Genomic DNA, 16,133 nt, shown 5'->3' with positions numbered 1-16,133 from the left:
TATGAGTGCTTCCACAAATATTCTAAAAAATTCGACTCAAGAAATGTTGAGCTCAGATATAGCTGAGTTAACAAAAACTAGACCAGATTCAGTTAAAAGAACTATCGAACGCTTGGCGGAACGTGGGGTTATAACTTTACCACCAACGGTGGAAAAGCCTACTAGCGGTCGCCCAAGTATTGAGTACGTGTTCAGAGGAGAACAAGGCAAGCTTGACTCAATTACAGTAGTTGCGCAGCTCTGCCCTGAGTTCACTGCAGCAATTGTAAAGCGTTGGTACGAACTTGAGCAGCAGATTCCAGCATTCGATATCAGCAATCCTCAGCACCTTTTGCAAGCGATCGAAGTTCAGGCCAAACAGAACCTACAGCTGAATGCAGAAAACCAAACATTATCCAAAGCGATAGAAACGATTACCCACACTGAACACGGCGTGAAGTTTCAGCAAGCCTGCAAAATATTGAATGTAAAGCAGCATGTTTTAGCCAAATGGCTTCGAGAACATAGCTGGGATCGTTATCTAAATGATGCCCGGGCTTCAACTTATTACAGTGAAAGTCGTGGTTATTGCGAAACCAAATATTCTCATAAAGAAGGTGTAAAACCTTCAGGTCAGCCGTATAGCTTCACACAGACTGAGTTTTTTATCCTGCCAAAAGGCATGCAAATTCTTGCCAAAAGATTTGGGGAGCGGCCATGAATTTTCAAAATATTTTCCAGTTAAGGCTTTTCAAATCAAAAATCATCGGCTATATTGATCCTGTTCAGTGCAAAATCACTGAATTAGCTTTAGCAGGCTACAATGTAAAAGGCGCATACAGTCCGCTTCGGGCTTTTTTTATGCGTAAAATCTCTATGCATCCGCATCGCTATGTGGAGCTCGGGAGGGACACCTTTAGGTGTGCCGGGTACCTTTTACACCGGTCTGCTAACCCTTCTGAGCTTCACACCAATCTTTTAGCAGAGATTTGTGAAGCTCCTAAACTTGTAAAAGGAGCGCATTCATCATGAACGCTAAAGTACAAATTCAATTATCAGAACAATTAATTCCTTTCTACAGTGTCGCAGATATTATCAGTGCTTACTCACTTGCATCTGAATCTGCCATACAGCTTCGAACTCTGACTAATCAGATCAGCAAAGCAACGGTGTTTGTTAAAGCGTATGCAGAAGAAAATAAAGTCGACTCCACTATTTTTGCTGAACTCGAAAATCTAATCGTAATCTCCCACCAGCTTGCTAACAGTCAAGCGGATACCTATGGCCTTGAGCTTAAAAGACATAAACAAGAACCCGATGACCAATACAACGCGGGTGATCTGCACGATGCTTACTCATTAGCTTATGAAAATACATCTTGGCTTCAAACTATGTTTTATCAAATTAAAGATGAAGCTGAGATAGTTAAAGACGCCGTGAAGCAGAATATTCATAGCGCTGTATTTGGTGGTCTTGATAACTTAATCCATATTGCTGCGTATTTGGCTGATAACCATAGCAACACTTTCGATGTTGAACGCGAAAAATATGAAGCGGCATGGGAGGTATCTAAAAATGACTAAGCTTCCTGCTTCTTCTGAAAAAAATACAATTCAGCCTAGTTCTGAGTCTAAGCTTCCACCATCATCATCTGCCTATGCTGAGTCAGTCCGCATAACACCAGATCGCCTCTTTAATGCCGTGATCAAAAATAGCCGGCAAGGAGGGTCTAGTGAGCATTGATGCAACACGGTGGGCGTGGACTGCCCCAGTATGCAACTCTTCACAACGGCTCGTTCTGCTTTCATTAGCAGATCGAGCAAGTGAACATCATACAGCATGGCCGAGTATAGAACGCCTTGCAAAAGATACCGTCCTGGACAAAAAGACAGTTCAGAAAGTCCTTAGTGATCTTATTAAATCAGGTCTGGTTGTAGATACAGGTGAGCGTGCTGGACCGACCAAACGGGTTAAAGTTCTCAAACTAAACGGCGTCAAAGGACGTGAAGAATATACCCATAATTGGGATGATTCAGGTTCAAAAAAGGATGCTAAATCCAGAACAAATACACCCAAAAACGGGAATATTAAACAAACCCAAAAACGGAATGATTCCAATAATTGGAACAATCCCGAAAACGGGATTTTGAACAATCCCAAAAACGGGATGCAGAACCAACCATTGAATCTATCAATGAATCTCTCTCAAGAACACGATTGGATTCCAGATAAAAATCAATTAATCAATGTGCTAAATACTGCGGGTCAACAACGGAATCTGGAATTAATTTTTGGATTGCCGGATTTCGAATTTCAATTGGGTGCATTCAATGCTCACTACGCTGGCCAAGTAATGCCCAACGCAAGAAAATTGTATTCATTCGTTCGCTGGATCATCGATAAATTTGAACGCTACCAAAAAGCTAATCCAAATTATGTGAACCAGTCTGGACTCAATACCGCTGCAGTCGAGCAACCGCTTATTAATTTGACCGATAGCAAACCTAAAAGTTTACTTGGGAGCATCGAATGAATACCAATACTCCCCCAATTCACAATCTACAAATTGAACAAGCAGTTCTTGCAGCCCTAATGACTGTTGCTGGTTCTTATGCTCAGGTTGAAAGTCTACTGACAGAACAAGATTTTCACGCAACACGCCACAAACTGATTTTTAATGCAATTGTTGATCTTGATGCTAAAAACTCACCATATGACGCTGTACTCGTCAATGAATGGCTTGAAATGCGCAATCATGGCGAAGCATCAGGTGGTGAGAAATATCTCATGCAGTTAATGAGTGATGCTCCTTCCAGTTTCTACAATCTGCAATCGTACGTAGAAAAATTGAAGGATTTTACCGCATGCCGTCAGGTTGAAGCTGAAGCATTAAAAGTAATCCAACAAGCCCGGCATTTAACTATCAGTCGTGGTGAGCTGGTACAAAATGCACAAGCTGCTTTTGCCGATCTGAATACTGAATCAGGAAGTGAATCTCTATTTCACATCCATGATGCAGCAGCCAATACTTTTACGGAAATGCACCGAAAGATTGAAGCGACTCTTGCGGGGGAAACATCAATTAAAGGTATTCAAACTGGTATCTATGACCTGGACAAAAAGTTAGGGGATATTGAGCCAGGCTGCCTGATGGTAGTGGCTGCCCGTCCTGCCATGGGTAAAACCACTATGCTTCAGCTAATTGCCAATAACGTAGCCGTTGTTCAGAGAAAGCCTGCTTTGATCATGTCTGGTGAAATGCCAAAAGAACAAATCGCCATGCGTCTCTGCTGTGCTATTGCACCGGCAAATATTGGAGTAGTACGTAATTCCCCACACATGCTTCCTAAGGAAGAATTTACAGCGTATACAAACGCCGTCGTGATGCTTAAAAGTGTGCCAATGCACATCAATGATACTTCACGGCCTTCTATTGCAAATATCCGTGAATCCATTCGCAAGGTAAAGCACCAATATGGTTCTGTAGGTGTCGTACTGGTTGATTATCTACAGATCATGAAAACTACAAAGCAATTTGCCCGGGAAGATTTAAAGATCGCCTACTTTACTGGTGAATTAAAAGCTATGGCCAAGGAGTTTGAGTGTGTCATTGTCCTTTTGTCACAACTCAATCGCGAGTTAGAGAAACGTCCAAACAAACGTCCAGTAATGTCAGATCTACGTGAGTCTGGTGCAATTGAACAAGATGCTGACCAAATTGTTTTCTTGTACCGGGACGAAGTTTATAACAAAGATTCCCAATACCGGGGTATTGCCGAGGCCATCGTGGGAAAAAACCGCCACGGCGAAGCTGGTACCGCCTATATGCACTCTCAATTGAAATACTGTCAATTTACTAACTTAGACCATGAAGCTTTGAATCAGATCCAAGGAGTTCAATAGTAATGTTTATAAATGATTGTGGCATTGATAGCACAGTTTTAAAAAAAGCTAAGGCCGAACGTTTTATCAACCTAAGGCAGCAAAAGAAGGTTAAAGAATTTCTCGTTAAACGTCGTGGATATAAGCGTCCAGACTTCAATCGTATGATTCTGGATTTGAGTCGGCTTAAATGGACACATGAAAAAATCGCGTTTGTTCTGCCTGTGGCGAATGCATCTACTGTGTCCGAATGGGCACGTGGTGGAAACCCAAACTTTGAACATGGTGAAGCTTTTATCGAATTATGGAAAGCTGAAACTGGTGTTGAGCGCGTTCCGCGCGAAGGTGAGTGGCAGACGTATAAATATGAAATTGGACAGTTAGAATTGCTCTAATTGATCTACACTATTGTTCCGCCAAAGAAGGCTTCATCTTATGGTGATGAAAGCTACTAAGCATTATATTTAGGTGGCAAAATGATATAAAAAGCACTTTCCAGATGTACAATAGATTTATACATAAAGTAATTTGATTTGCTCTATCTGATCATCACGCATATAAAAACCCCCTGTATAATTGATATATACAGGGGGTAAATTGAGGTTTGTTCGATATTTATAAAAGAGGGATGCAATTACTAGCGTATGAGTCTTTCATCTTCTTTTTAATTTTTATTCTCTTCATATCACCATCTGTCGCAACATCTGCATCATTAAAAACATTTGAAATACCTGAAAAAATAATTCCCTTTAAAACATTTTTATCATTTACTAACCATGATTGACGAAAATTTGGAATGCTCCCAACAATTGAATTAAAATTCCTTAAATCATCGTAAGATTTTAAATCCCTTACAGCATGCTTTTCTGTATAACTATCAATAAGCTTCATTCCATTATCGTAAAATTCAGGAGCATATTTTAATTCTCTTATATGATCAGATAGCACGGCACAATAAAGATTTTGAAGCCCATTGATAGCATCAGAGTAATCGTCATCAAAATAATTATATGGAAGACCATCACCCCATTTCTTAAATAAACCATTTGTTAATTCATCAAAATGCGTAATACATATTTCATGGCTAGTGACATCACAAAAATCTGCACTATATCCAATAGAAACACTATATTCATCCGTGTCAGTATGCCCAAACTGACTAAATGACATCAGTAGAAATAAAGATATCAGAGCTCTCACTTTGCCACTCCCTCAAAACCAATCAAGTTTAGACCATCAAGACCCTCACCACTTTCCCACCATTGGCTACGTCCTTGTTTTTGCATCTTTCTCTTATACTTTTCTTGATATTCTGGTGCAATCATATTTTGAATATCATCAAATATTAAGCTGTCACTTTAGTCTCGATGTACCAGAAGTTTTTGACTAATTTAATAATAATCTCTCATATCTTTAAGCAAAGAAATTATTAGACCTGTATTCTGAATCCTCCTTTCATTAGAAATATATTTATTTTTCTCATTTTTATAAGAGTACTGCATCTTTTTTGAATCGATCATTTTGGCTAAGAATTTCTTAACTTCGACCTTATCAATAATACGGTAAGTTGCCTCAAAACTAGGCTCCTTATCAAATGCCACTATATAGTACCCCCCGCCTCTTGGCTTATTTTCCATTTCAATTATATATCCTAACGAACCCAAAAAAATTTTGAATTCCCCTCTCTGTGCTCCGCATATAACTGCATTCATGTTGTAACTATCTTTGTAAGAGTTGCAGCTTAAAAACCAGTAATTATCACCATTCTTGTTTGGAATCGATTCACCATCAAATAAGGCTAAAGTTAGCAATCCATTCTCTTTAGCTGAAATAAATTTAACCCCATTAATAGATCCTTCTTTAGGCGTCCCATCAGAGTTAAAAATGTCAGCTATATCAACTTCTGAAGCTGCTACAGCAATACAATTAAATGCACTAAAGCATGCCAAAAACATTAAAACCTTAAGTAAAAATTTATTCATTTCTTTCATTTTTAAAGTGTGTTAATTAATCACCATACAATAAAAAAGGAGCCGAAGCTCCTAATTTTATTCAGATAAATCCCACCAGTAACTATTACCTAAGTTCTCCATCCGCTGCTGTGTTTTCGGCAAATAATCCGGATCAATCATATTCTGCATTTTCGAATAAAGCATTCGATCAACGATCAATTTGCTGTACCAAAGGTTTTGCAATGGAATATTACTCTTCAGCGTATTGGCCACCTCCATCATCCGGGTAGATTCCTTACCCTCAATGATGTTGTTACCCATACCGGTTAATAACATACCGAGTTTCATACTCTGACCTAAGAGTGGTCCGCTAATAAAGTCAGATGCACTTCGACCGGTAGGATCTGAAAGCGCAGACATAATGTCACCCAGGAAGGAAAGCCCACCACCTTTAAGAAGTGACTTACCAAAGAAATCAATTGTGAATACCGGCTCTGGATTCTTACCATTTGCCAAGTTCTGTGTCTGGACAATCAAAGCCCCTGCCAGTGTTTGATAAGCCAATAGCGAAGCCAGGAATGTCACTCGGCTCTTAATATCTCCCTGAGCGAAGGCCCGATGACCAATACGGAACATATAAGCCAGTGGGAAGCCCTTAAACTGGAATAAGGTACGGCCTAATTCTCCCTGGATAGTTCCGGCCTCACCCAAGTTGATAATACTACGTTCACGTAAACAGCTTGCTCCTGAGTCAAGTTGGGATGTTGTTTTAAAACAGCTTCAGGAGTTGTGAGTTCTGCAAGTTTTGTACTGTCTGTTTTATTAGCTAGATAAAATGCGTTTACATCATTTCCAGAACGCTTATTTTTGTATTCCGAGAATGTATCGTCCACATAAGCTTGTGATAGACCTTTTGATTGAGCATATGTTTGAAGCCCCACTTGTACTTCCTGTTCTGTAGCATTTGGGTTCTTCAGGTAGTTTTCAATCATGCTCTTTAATTCAACTATGCCCTGTTGCTGTTTGGCTTTTTGGGCAACAGGTAAATACTTTGAAGCACTCTGGTAAGAGTGTTGTTCAAAATAATTATCAAATGCTTGCGTGTAGTTTTTTGGAATTACATCCTTGTACTGTCCTTTAATCGTTTCAATATTATTCTGTCTTTGTTTTACTGCTTCATCATAAGTTAATTGTCCGTCCTGCATTTTGACTAACAGGTCCTCATCAATCAGACTGATGTCAGAACCAATCTTTGATGATTGGAGCGCAAATTCAGCCTTATCTTTCTTATCCTGCTCAATCTTTAGCTTTTCTTGTTCTAGTTTTTCTTTTTCATGAAGTTGCTGTGCTGTCTGTGAGATATTCTGCAAAGCACCTGCAATCATCTGACCGCTTTGGTTTTGTGGCATTTGGATGCGCCCAACCTGAGGCATAGCGTTACCAAAATTACCCATAGGGATTCTAGCCATTTTAATTACCTTTAAATTTATCGATTAAAGGTAATTTAGAATGCTATTCGCATTCAAAAAATGGGTATATTTAGATGTAAAAAAGGAGCTAATGCTCCTTAATTTACTGATCAATAATTCATATGCTTGGTTTATTTCCAGCCACCTGTTGTTTTTGGTGGTGCTGCGGTCATAATTGCAGCCTGATTCTGAGATGCCGCGTCTTTCTTAGCCTTGGTATAGTCACGATAACCATCAGCGCCAACTGCTGTAGTATTTAAAACACCTGTAGCAGCTGCTGCATTGGCATTGTTTTTAAATTGGCTTGCTTCCGCTTTTAATCGCTGTGATGAGTTATAACCGGTGATTTCAGCCATATTTGCATCATAGTTTGCGGCCTGTTCAATCTCATCATTGATTACAAGCGCTGTACCCTCATTCACATCAAGGCCATTTTGCGCCAGTGCCGCACGTGCTGCAGACTGAGTTTTTTCCTTCTCTTTGCGGATGCGCTCAGCCTCAAGGCGACCACGTGCTTTTTGCGCTTCTGCATCTGCATTAGCCTGCTCTGCCATGCCTTTGTTATTCTGATAACTTGAATAACCAGTAATTGCTGCACCTACTGCTGCTGCAGCTGCGGCTACCGTTGCTGCCCAAGTCATTCTATGAACTCCTGCGTACTATGCCCAATTGAAATGAGGTATTCTTCCTCTTCACCACTAGGAACTATTATTTCTTTTTCAATTTCTTGTACATCTGTATTTTCAGTGGGATGGATAGTCATACAAGTTGAATCTTCATGGAAATAAGCTATACGCTTTGTGCCAGGCATAGTTCGCTGAATACACGGCGCTTTAATATACTCAATGCCATTTTCAGTCATAACACTTAAACTACCAGTTAAGAACATAATGAAATGCTCAGTACGGTGCATTTTACTTACAACTAAAGTACCGGCTTTGGCACTAAATTCCCTTAAATAAATTTTAGGTGCAAAGTGATTAACAAGCCCAGTATCTACTTTTTCAAGCTCACCCGACTCTAATTTTTGCTCTATTTCATTCTGCAAATTAAGAGCTGAATGTACATATGATTGCTTATGCGCTCCCCCCATAATGTAGGTTAAAAGCTCAGTATTTTCCGGTGATATAATTTCAGTCATGGCTTAGTTTTTCTTAGCTGTAAAATTTTATTTTATGGCTCTACACAAGTGAAAAAATGGGTATATTTGGGCCGAAAAGAAGGGAGCTATCAAAGCTCCCTTTTTATATTTAAAATTTGCTAAATGTAGTGGGAAATGCTTCTAATACCTGCTTTCTGCCCAATTGAAAGTGAGTGTAGTACAGGCTTTATAAACTGGATTCTATTTACAATCTGACTTAATTCAAATTCAAACGTATTCCGATTAACTAAACGCTTAAAATCATGTTTGGGGTCAAGATAATACGCCGTAATAATTAATGCATTTGGTGCACAACTCAAACTCTTAAGAATCGCGTATAAATGATTAAAGTAAAATTCCTTATTATTCTTGCCAGCCAAATAGGTAAGTCGATGAATTAGCTCTTCTAAATTATCAGCGATTTTTAGCAATTGTGATTGATATTCGTGTTTATACAATTGATTCGGATCTTTACCATTAATTTCCCTTTGAAATTCATCAATCAAGTATTCAATGCCGTTACACAACTGAATTGATCGCTCCATATCATCACAGTCTAAAGGTTTATAAGCTGGTTGCTTTACTGCTGACATTTTTCAAATACTCCATTGCTTGATCCGGGGAATATCCTGATCTGATTTCCCTGTTAATGTTTTCCATAACTCAATAAATGCCTCACCTGCCTCGTAATTGGGCTTGGCACCACCACAGTCCCACTCGCGAATCGTACTGGCATTCGCTATAGGCAGAACAAACGCAATCTTTTCATATGTCATTTCATGATGTTCTTTTAGTTCATCAATCATTTCTGCATATTTAGGTGCGCCGTAATGAATCTCTGTCTTGAGAAAAATTAACCTTTTCGATACTTCAAAATTATTGAGCTCAACAAAAATCCCCATATACCCTCCATAAGCCTCAGCTTAATTAAGAGATAATTTAAGCGTCTAAAAAATGGGTATATTTGCAACAAAACGCGCGCGCGCGCGAGACAGGGAGCAAAACACTATATTTTTAACCATTTCCCCATATAGCAATTCGTTATAGCAACCCTATTATATTCGCTAACCAACAACGAACATGAGTAAACAAATAAGATTTATAGCAGGCACTCTCATATCATTCTAATTTGCTCTATAAGCCCACTAAAAATATTGATGCACCATTTATCATTTTTTTAATTAAAATCGCTCACAGCTCAAGCCAGTGCAAAATTGATGCATATATCAAGTTAGTTTTAAAGTTTATTCTTGAATATGGAACGAAGAGTTGCCTTTGAATTAGTACGGCGTTCTCTCAAAAGAGAGATGATTGATTCAATGGTAGATTCATTGATAGGTTCTGCATCCCAAAAACGGGTACATTCAAAATCCCAAAATTGGGATCGTTCAAAATACCGTTTTTGGGAATATTACCGTTTTCGGAATGATACCAATATTGGGTATATTACAATTTCTAAAGATTATTGGAGGATTGAGCTAGATCAATAATTGGTTTTAGATCTTGATGGACTCTGTTTATTCAAATAAATTTTATCGGCATTTCGACACAATAATTCAAACTCTTTCATATTCTGAGCCTTTTTAGCAGTGAACCGTACATAGTGTAGATTTTTAGGAAAATACATTTGATTCAGCTTCTTCTGGTTCGGATCTCTACTGTTCAATTTTGATCTGGTCTTAGCTTGTAGCGTTCCAATTTGATGCCGTGTGCCATGAAAATTACCATGTGCACTTAATCGATATGTAGCTTCTTTTAATCGATCTGCTTTACCAGTGGAGATTAAATCAATTTTTTTATTTAACTCCCTTTCAGCCAACTCTATAAAATCTTTGGATAGATACCAGGTAAAGCGGACTTTCTTCTGAGAATAACGCTGGAAAAATTCCAAATGCTTTTTACGAACTCCACGTAATGCCCTAGTCAGCTCTTTCAATCGGTCGTTATAGCTCACCTCATCATTAAATTTAATCCCAAATTTTTGGAGTAAGAACGTGCTAACTGATGCCTGATTCCACCGGGTGTGTTCATTTTCCAGAAAAGCAAAACCAAAATTTTTATTGATGCTGGCAAAACGCTTCAATTCAAAGTTATCGAAAGGTTTAAAAATTCGGTAATTTGAAGTCTTATTACTATCAATTGTCTTTGTTCGAATCACCTTAGTATTAAATACCACTCCAAATTGCTCAGGATGATAATAAACCTTAGAAAATTGAGGCTTAAGGTCACTGAACTCTACATATTGGCCTAATACATAATTTCCATAACGAAGCAATTTCTCTTTTTTGACAGTCAAAATACTATTGAGCTTTTGCTTTTGCACCATGCTGGAATTTTTAGCGAGTATTTCTTTTAGCATCAGCTTACTTCTTCGTGCCTCTCTATAGCCTGTGGTAAACAACCAGAATTGGAATACATCATTTTTAGCTGGGTCATAATTGATAACCAGGCTCCAGACTGGCTCCCCATAATCTGACTTTTTCTTACGTACAGATTCATCCAGATCGAGGCCATACTCCAGGATCAACTTCGGAACCACAGTATGAAATTTTGAAAAACTAACAGAATCAGAAAACCAAAATTTTGCACTACCGTTAGAAACGCATTGCATGAGGCTTAAAAGGCAATCAGTTTTCGTTGTGGTGTAGTAGATCATTATTCAATCAAAAATGTATTTTTATGCGGAAAGCATAAAAGTTTACCTTTGATTTTAAAATGACAAATTCTCTTATTTTATTCAAAAAGATTGTTTATTGACCACACATGGTCTTTCAATAAATAAGAGTTCCTGTGCATGATTGAAATAAAGATCAAACATCTTTAAAAAAGTTCAACCTCAACATTCCTATTGGGCTGGTAAGTTCCTAAAAATTGATGAACATCGGATGATAAATCCGTTGGCCTATCAACTTAGCACTGGAAGGACAAGACCATAGGCGAGGCAAACAGACTACAGAATTGCATAGAATTACCACTAACTCTCCATAAGCCGAGATTAAACCCGATGTGTTGCAATTGCTTTCAGATTTAATTTTCGTAATATTATCTCGATCATTTTTATTGCTCCTCACATGTTACAGAGGTCAATCTATTTAGAATAAAACTAACTTCTGGATACCCATGAATATTGATAGACGAGTTCGAGCAAAAGAATTTATGGACCTTCTTGCTGTGGGTCGAACCAAGTTTTATAGACTGCTAAAAAAAGGCCATATTCCTGAACCGATTAGGATTACGGAAAAAGATGTTTTCTGGTATGAATCGGTAGTAAAAAAAGAAGTAGAAAAGTTTAAAGATAGACTTGAGTAGCCTCATTATGTTTAAGCACAAATACATCATCACCGTAGAGTCATAAACACCTCTTAAAATATGTCTTGGAGATTCAATACACGGCGCTTCAGTCAAAGATATTTCCAACTCATAAATGCATTTAATGATTAAATTGATAGGTATCACCTATTGCTTCAACTCTTTCAAACAATCCCGACACATCTTGATTTCTTCATCATCAACCGTGTAATCGATTTCTGTCGCACCATGCAAGCCAAATAAACACATTAAGAATCGGAGCATCACCTTTCTCCTGACAAAAAAAAGCCCACTCATGGAAAGACGATGTGGGCTTGTAAACTAAGGACCTTGGAGGGTCATCCAGAAACTACAGCTGTTTCTGTTGGCTATTTTGTACACTATTCAAATAACATTCACTGGCAGAATATACCAAAAAATAAAATAATGATTATTAAATCAATATATTATAAAAATTTAATAAGTGATTCATCAAATATTAAAAAAGCCCGATCAAATTACCGAGCTTTCTTTATTATGTGAATTAAGTGGACATAATCAAATTTAAACTAATTACTCTCTAATTAAGCAAAATTTATATTATTTAAATTTTAAATCCAGTTGATATTCATCCTGAGTAACTTTGATTTTATAGCCTTTGTATTTTCGTTTATTGGCGCTCAAAGATGATTCTGTCACTTCTTTATGAAAATTGCAGTCAGTCATTAAGCAATTGTAAGCCTTATAACCAATGATAATCTTTTCGATTTTTTTACCCTCTGCTACTGCACTTTCAAGTAAGTCATCTAAGTTTTTTAATTTAATATCAGACATCTAGTTTTACTCAAAAATAAAAACTTATTTTGACACATTTATATTTCAAGTTGAGTGACGATAATAACTATTTCATCAACAAAAAAGCCCACTTTCCGATAAGCTCTTAAATTTAATTCTTTGGCTTCCCTATATACACTTCAGCTTGGTCTATGGCATCGCACAGCTTCATAGCTTTGGATATCCAAAATCTGTACTCATCATCAACAATATATCTCTGCTTATAGTATTCAGCAAAGAACTCTGCAGCACTTCTTTCATGTTAGTCGTGACGATCCAGAGCCAAATATTCATACATGCCTAGATGATCAAGCGAATTATCCACATGAATTGGTTTTATAGCCTTTAGCATCTCAAAACTTTAAAGTTAAATTAATTTATCAACAAATATAGCTAAATATAGTTATTGGAAAAACATCCAATAAAAGTTATAACTCTTATGATTTATATATTTTTTCTTTTTATTTTTTTGGGGACTCTTATGTCATACATCATCAAATTGATCTCAGAAAATTGCTACATCATTCCTGATGATGACGGTTGGCTTACTACTACAGAGTCACAACAAGAAGCAATTGATATAAGACTCTTTGATGATATGGAATCCGCAGATGAAACAGCACAAAGTTTCAGTGGCGGGATGACCAGAGGCATTGATTATATAGTCCAGCCAGTTTCTAAAGACCCATACCATGTTGTTGAAATTATTATTCCTGAAGAAATTGCCCCGAACCTAAAAGATATCAATAGCTTCATTAAGAATGGTAAGGCACATATATTCCTTACTAATATGACGACTGCAAATGATGCTATGGATGGCTTTACTCGTTATGGGGTATCTACAGGAACTAATGCTGTTCTGCTGAAAGCTGTTCATTATGAAGCACGCAAAGAAGAAATTTCAGCATACCTTGATCAGCGATTTGGGAGTCAGTGGGAAATTAAACTGGTACCGGTTCGTGTTTAATAAAAGAGTTAAAGCAAATAATTCTAGCCTAAATATTTTAAATTTACTTATTTTACGGGGGAATCCATGAAAATTAAGAATGTTGTATTTCATCATATTTTAAAAGAACAAAAAAGTAAGGGGCCTACTAGTGTAAAACCAGAATATGCAAAGGAACTATTACAACCTGATGATCCGATTGTTATAAGCTTATGTCAGGATATATTAAAATCATATCGTGACCATAATCCTATGCATGGGAATATAAAGCATGGTTCAGATTTTCAGACTGTTTTACAGGAATTTTTTAATGAAAAACCAATTGATTTTATGGAATTTACTGAGAATGTTTGTGGCCTGATTAAGGAAGAACTCTCTAAAAGTTTCTTAGCAAATGGTGGTTTCGTTTTACTTTTAAATTATGAGGATTCTCAAAAGGATTGGCTATTAATTGTCATGTTAAAAAATGATGAGGGTTATGGTTTAACCAAACTTTTAACTCTTGAAAAAAGACAATATTTAAATATTGAAAAGTTAAATGAATCAGCACGTATTGATATTGAAAAATGGAAATCTAACTTAGTAAAAAGTGAAGAAAGTAATAAGAATTGTCTTTCTTTTATGAAGGGGAAAAAAACGCAAGATGAAGATGTCACTGAATATTTTAGATTCGCACTTTCGTGTGATGGGTATATAACAAGTAAACAAAATACAAAAAATCTTGTAGATACTATATTTAACTATATGGAATCAAAGAATCTAGAACCGTCGCAAAAGGAAGTCATACGAGATTCTCTTTTTTTATATTTTGAAAAACAACATAAGCTTGGCGAGGAAGTTGATTTAGATACTATTGCCAACACTGTGAATGCTGGTAGCCCTAGTGAATTTACAGATTACTTAAAAGAAAAACAGATAGATATTGATTATACATTCAAACCAAACCCAACGAGTTATAAAAAATTTAAAAGAATCGGTTACACTAATGGTAATGTAAAGATTAGCTTCACATATAATGATCTTAATGAAACAGTATTCTTAAATAAAGAGGGCTACTTAATTCTTAAATCAGTTCCTCAGCATATTATTGAGGAAATTCATAGAGCTACACCACAGGCAACCGGAACATCAGAATAGAAAATGACTCATGACTAATGAAATCACTTTTGAACTTGTACAAAAGTATGTTGAGTTAACTTCTTTCATTCAAGATGTAAACTCAACAGGAAGGAGAAGTATTGAAGGGATTATCCAGCCTTGTGATTTTGCACGCGTACAAGAAATACTTAATGATTTAGTAAATAAGCTTGGCTTATTGGATTCATTTATTCCAGATTTTGATTGTGATGATGGTCAAATTACTATTGATTTTCCATCTTTCTATTATGAATCTCTAGAAATACTACTCAGAGAGCAGCCATTATTTAGATCATCTCTTCCTGATCAAATCATATATTTCAAAAATGAAAACTTTATTTATGTTCCAAAATCACCTAATAATGAAAAAAATATAAATATAAAGAAATATATTGATTGTGTAGAATTATATAATCTATTAAAAACTAGTTCCGATCACATATCTAAATCTATTATAGATGAGGAAAGTTTATTTTTTCTAGGAAAAAGAAGGCTTGAGGTTGTTAATAATTTATCTATAAAAGATGATATAAAAATTGATAAATTGAATGCTTTTAGATCAAATTTTTATGAAATTGAAATTCATAAAGATCCTATTAAACAGATTATCTCTGATAGTCTAATTAATTACTTTAATCATGATAAAAAAATATCAATTAATAATATCACAACTAATTTTGATAATATTTTTGAAGTAATTAACAACAACTATAATATGTATCTATCTGAATTTACTTTTGAAAAAATTAAAAAAGAGGTAGAAAAATTCAGGACTGAATCTATAACCAGATTAAATAAAGCCTTTACTGATATTCAGATGCAAATTATTACTATACCTGCATCCTTAATAGTGGTTGCTAGTAGTTTAAAAACAGGAAAAGATTTCTCTATCTTGGCAAACTCAATCATTTTAATGGGCGCTATATTTTTTGCTATTGCTGTATTATTTATGTGTGAAAACCAAAAGGATACATTAGACAATATTAAATATGAAATTAATGCACAGGAAAAAACTTTTTCTTCTGACCCATTATTTGCAGATAAAAAGGAAATAACTAGTAACTTTATTATTTTGAACAACAGATACGAAAGACAAGTTCAAAATATTTTTATAGTTAAATTAAGTATTATTTTTTCAATTATAATCATGTGTAGCATATATTTTTATTATAATTTTTTAAACTCCTGCTTAACAGTAAATCTACCTTTTTTAGAAAAACTTATTTGCACTTAATATAATTAAAGACTGGAAGTCATAAGCACAATCTGCATAAGTTTACATTTTAAAAATATATTATTGCTTCATCAATCAGGTGATAATTTTTAAGACTTCCTATGGTCATGATGTAGGAACACTCACCCACCCCAGCAGTGGGTTTTCTTTTCCTATTTTCCGCTTATAAGTTGACAAAAACAACTAAACATGCGAAAAGACATTTTTGGTTAAACGATGTTTGCACATGCCACGGATTGTTACCGTCCCACTCAGCTTAGAACAGCGTGCA

The 16,133-nt window shown here is 36.1% G+C and carries 19 protein-coding genes and 2 pseudogenes; 10 read left to right on the top strand and 11 right to left on the bottom strand.

Going from position 1 to position 16,133, the window contains the following annotated elements; all coding sequences use genetic code 11:
• The first annotated feature begins 1 nt into the window (after nucleotide 1).
• From ACE01T_RS09560 to ACE01T_RS09535, 6 genes are all read left to right on the top strand, one after another.
• Entirely contained in the window at nucleotides 2-700 is a 699-nt protein-coding gene (locus tag ACE01T_RS09560; protein ID WP_395519174.1) for a phage antirepressor KilAC domain-containing protein, read from the top strand.
• Nucleotides 697-1,011, top strand: a complete 315-nt coding sequence (locus ACE01T_RS09555; protein ID WP_395519173.1) for a hypothetical protein — start codon at nucleotides 697-699, stop codon at nucleotides 1,009-1,011. The genes ACE01T_RS09560 and ACE01T_RS09555 overlap by 4 nt, the downstream gene beginning before the upstream one ends.
• Nucleotides 1,008-1,562 (top strand): hypothetical protein, encoded by a 555-nt coding sequence (locus ACE01T_RS09550; RefSeq protein WP_200223341.1) that lies wholly within the window; start codon nucleotides 1,008-1,010, stop codon nucleotides 1,560-1,562. The genes ACE01T_RS09555 and ACE01T_RS09550 overlap by 4 nt, the downstream gene beginning before the upstream one ends.
• Nucleotides 1,563-1,711: 149 nt before the next feature.
• Nucleotides 1,712-2,512 (top strand): helix-turn-helix domain-containing protein, encoded by an 801-nt coding sequence (locus ACE01T_RS09545; RefSeq protein WP_395519172.1) that lies wholly within the window; start codon nucleotides 1,712-1,714, stop codon nucleotides 2,510-2,512.
• The gene (locus tag ACE01T_RS09540) at nucleotides 2,509-3,882 is read left to right on the top strand and encodes a replicative DNA helicase (RefSeq protein ID WP_395519171.1); all 1,374 of its coding nucleotides are present in this window, start codon (nucleotides 2,509-2,511) and stop codon (nucleotides 3,880-3,882) included. Before ACE01T_RS09545 ends, ACE01T_RS09540 begins: the two co-directional genes overlap by 4 nt.
• A 2-nt stretch (nucleotides 3,883-3,884) precedes the next feature.
• Nucleotides 3,885-4,256, top strand: coding sequence for a hypothetical protein (locus ACE01T_RS09535; protein WP_395519170.1), 372 nt, complete (start codon nucleotides 3,885-3,887; stop codon nucleotides 4,254-4,256).
• A gap of 220 nt (nucleotides 4,257-4,476) precedes the next feature.
• Here ACE01T_RS09535 and ACE01T_RS09530 read toward each other — a convergent pair whose 3' ends face one another.
• From ACE01T_RS09530 to ACE01T_RS09485, 10 genes and pseudogenes are all read right to left on the bottom strand, one after another.
• Nucleotides 4,477-5,061 carry a hypothetical protein gene (locus tag ACE01T_RS09530; protein ID WP_395519169.1) on the bottom strand — a complete coding sequence of 195 codons (585 nt, stop codon included), beginning with the start codon at nucleotides 5,059-5,061 and terminating at the stop codon, nucleotides 4,477-4,479.
• Nucleotides 5,058-5,186 carry a hypothetical protein gene (locus tag ACE01T_RS09525; protein WP_395519168.1) on the bottom strand — a complete coding sequence of 43 codons (129 nt, stop codon included), beginning with the start codon at nucleotides 5,184-5,186 and terminating at the stop codon, nucleotides 5,058-5,060. The genes ACE01T_RS09530 and ACE01T_RS09525 overlap by 4 nt, the downstream gene beginning before the upstream one ends.
• 66 nt (nucleotides 5,187-5,252) lie before the next feature.
• Complete coding sequence (locus ACE01T_RS09520) at nucleotides 5,253-5,852, bottom strand: hypothetical protein (RefSeq protein WP_395519167.1); 600 nt, start codon at nucleotides 5,850-5,852, stop codon at nucleotides 5,253-5,255.
• 57 nt (nucleotides 5,853-5,909) lie between these two features.
• Nucleotides 5,910-6,548 (bottom strand): annotated as a pseudogene (locus ACE01T_RS09515) (hypothetical protein); the annotation flags it as partial.
• A pseudogene (locus ACE01T_RS09510) lies at nucleotides 6,545-7,282 on the bottom strand (hypothetical protein); the annotation flags it as partial. The pseudogenes ACE01T_RS09510 and ACE01T_RS09515, both read right to left, overlap by 4 nt.
• Before the next feature lie 131 nt (nucleotides 7,283-7,413).
• Nucleotides 7,414-7,923: a hypothetical protein gene (locus ACE01T_RS09505; protein ID WP_301433682.1), complete on the bottom strand. Its 510-nt coding sequence runs from the start codon at nucleotides 7,921-7,923 to the stop codon at nucleotides 7,414-7,416.
• Nucleotides 7,920-8,423 carry a hypothetical protein gene (locus tag ACE01T_RS09500; RefSeq protein WP_395519166.1) on the bottom strand — a complete coding sequence of 168 codons (504 nt, stop codon included), beginning with the start codon at nucleotides 8,421-8,423 and terminating at the stop codon, nucleotides 7,920-7,922. The genes ACE01T_RS09505 and ACE01T_RS09500 overlap by 4 nt, the downstream gene beginning before the upstream one ends.
• A 119-nt stretch (nucleotides 8,424-8,542) precedes the next feature.
• Nucleotides 8,543-9,016, bottom strand: a complete 474-nt coding sequence (locus ACE01T_RS09495) for a hypothetical protein (RefSeq protein ID WP_395519165.1) — start codon at nucleotides 9,014-9,016, stop codon at nucleotides 8,543-8,545.
• 3 nt (nucleotides 9,017-9,019) lie between these two features.
• A complete protein-coding gene (locus ACE01T_RS09490; RefSeq protein WP_395519164.1) occupies nucleotides 9,020-9,325 on the bottom strand; it encodes a hypothetical protein in 306 nt (101 codons plus the stop codon).
• Nucleotides 9,326-9,906: 581 nt separating this feature from the next.
• Nucleotides 9,907-11,034 (bottom strand): hypothetical protein, encoded by a 1,128-nt coding sequence (locus ACE01T_RS09485; protein WP_395519178.1) that lies wholly within the window; start codon nucleotides 11,032-11,034, stop codon nucleotides 9,907-9,909.
• 509 nt (nucleotides 11,035-11,543) lie between these two features.
• On the opposite strand from ACE01T_RS09485, the gene ACE01T_RS09480 reads away from it, so the two are divergent.
• The gene (locus ACE01T_RS09480) at nucleotides 11,544-11,732 is read left to right on the top strand and encodes a helix-turn-helix transcriptional regulator (RefSeq protein ID WP_395519163.1); all 189 of its coding nucleotides are present in this window, start codon (nucleotides 11,544-11,546) and stop codon (nucleotides 11,730-11,732) included.
• Between the two features lie 579 nt (nucleotides 11,733-12,311).
• Here the strand turns inward: ACE01T_RS09480 and ACE01T_RS09475 are convergent.
• Nucleotides 12,312-12,545: a hypothetical protein gene (locus ACE01T_RS09475; RefSeq protein ID WP_395519162.1), complete on the bottom strand. Its 234-nt coding sequence runs from the start codon at nucleotides 12,543-12,545 to the stop codon at nucleotides 12,312-12,314.
• 481 nt (nucleotides 12,546-13,026) lie between these two features.
• Between ACE01T_RS09475 and ACE01T_RS09470 the strand changes: the two genes are divergently transcribed.
• From ACE01T_RS09470 to ACE01T_RS09460, 3 genes are all read left to right on the top strand, one after another.
• Entirely contained in the window at nucleotides 13,027-13,512 is a 486-nt protein-coding gene (locus tag ACE01T_RS09470) for a hypothetical protein (protein WP_395519161.1), read from the top strand.
• Nucleotides 13,513-13,578: 66 nt separating this feature from the next.
• The gene (locus tag ACE01T_RS09465; RefSeq protein WP_395519160.1) at nucleotides 13,579-14,628 is read left to right on the top strand and encodes a nucleoid-associated protein; all 1,050 of its coding nucleotides are present in this window, start codon (nucleotides 13,579-13,581) and stop codon (nucleotides 14,626-14,628) included.
• A 10-nt stretch (nucleotides 14,629-14,638) separates the two neighbouring features.
• Nucleotides 14,639-15,862 (top strand): hypothetical protein, encoded by a 1,224-nt coding sequence (locus ACE01T_RS09460; RefSeq protein ID WP_395519159.1) that lies wholly within the window; start codon nucleotides 14,639-14,641, stop codon nucleotides 15,860-15,862.
• Nucleotides 15,863-16,133: the final 271 nt, after the last annotated feature.

Source organism: Acinetobacter uliginosus, from assembly GCF_044130295.1.
In the GTDB taxonomy this organism is placed as follows: Bacteria; Pseudomonadota; Gammaproteobacteria; order Pseudomonadales; family Moraxellaceae; genus Acinetobacter.
The sequence above is the reverse complement of the archived record's forward strand: the minus strand, read 5'-3'. Positions and strand labels throughout refer to the sequence as shown.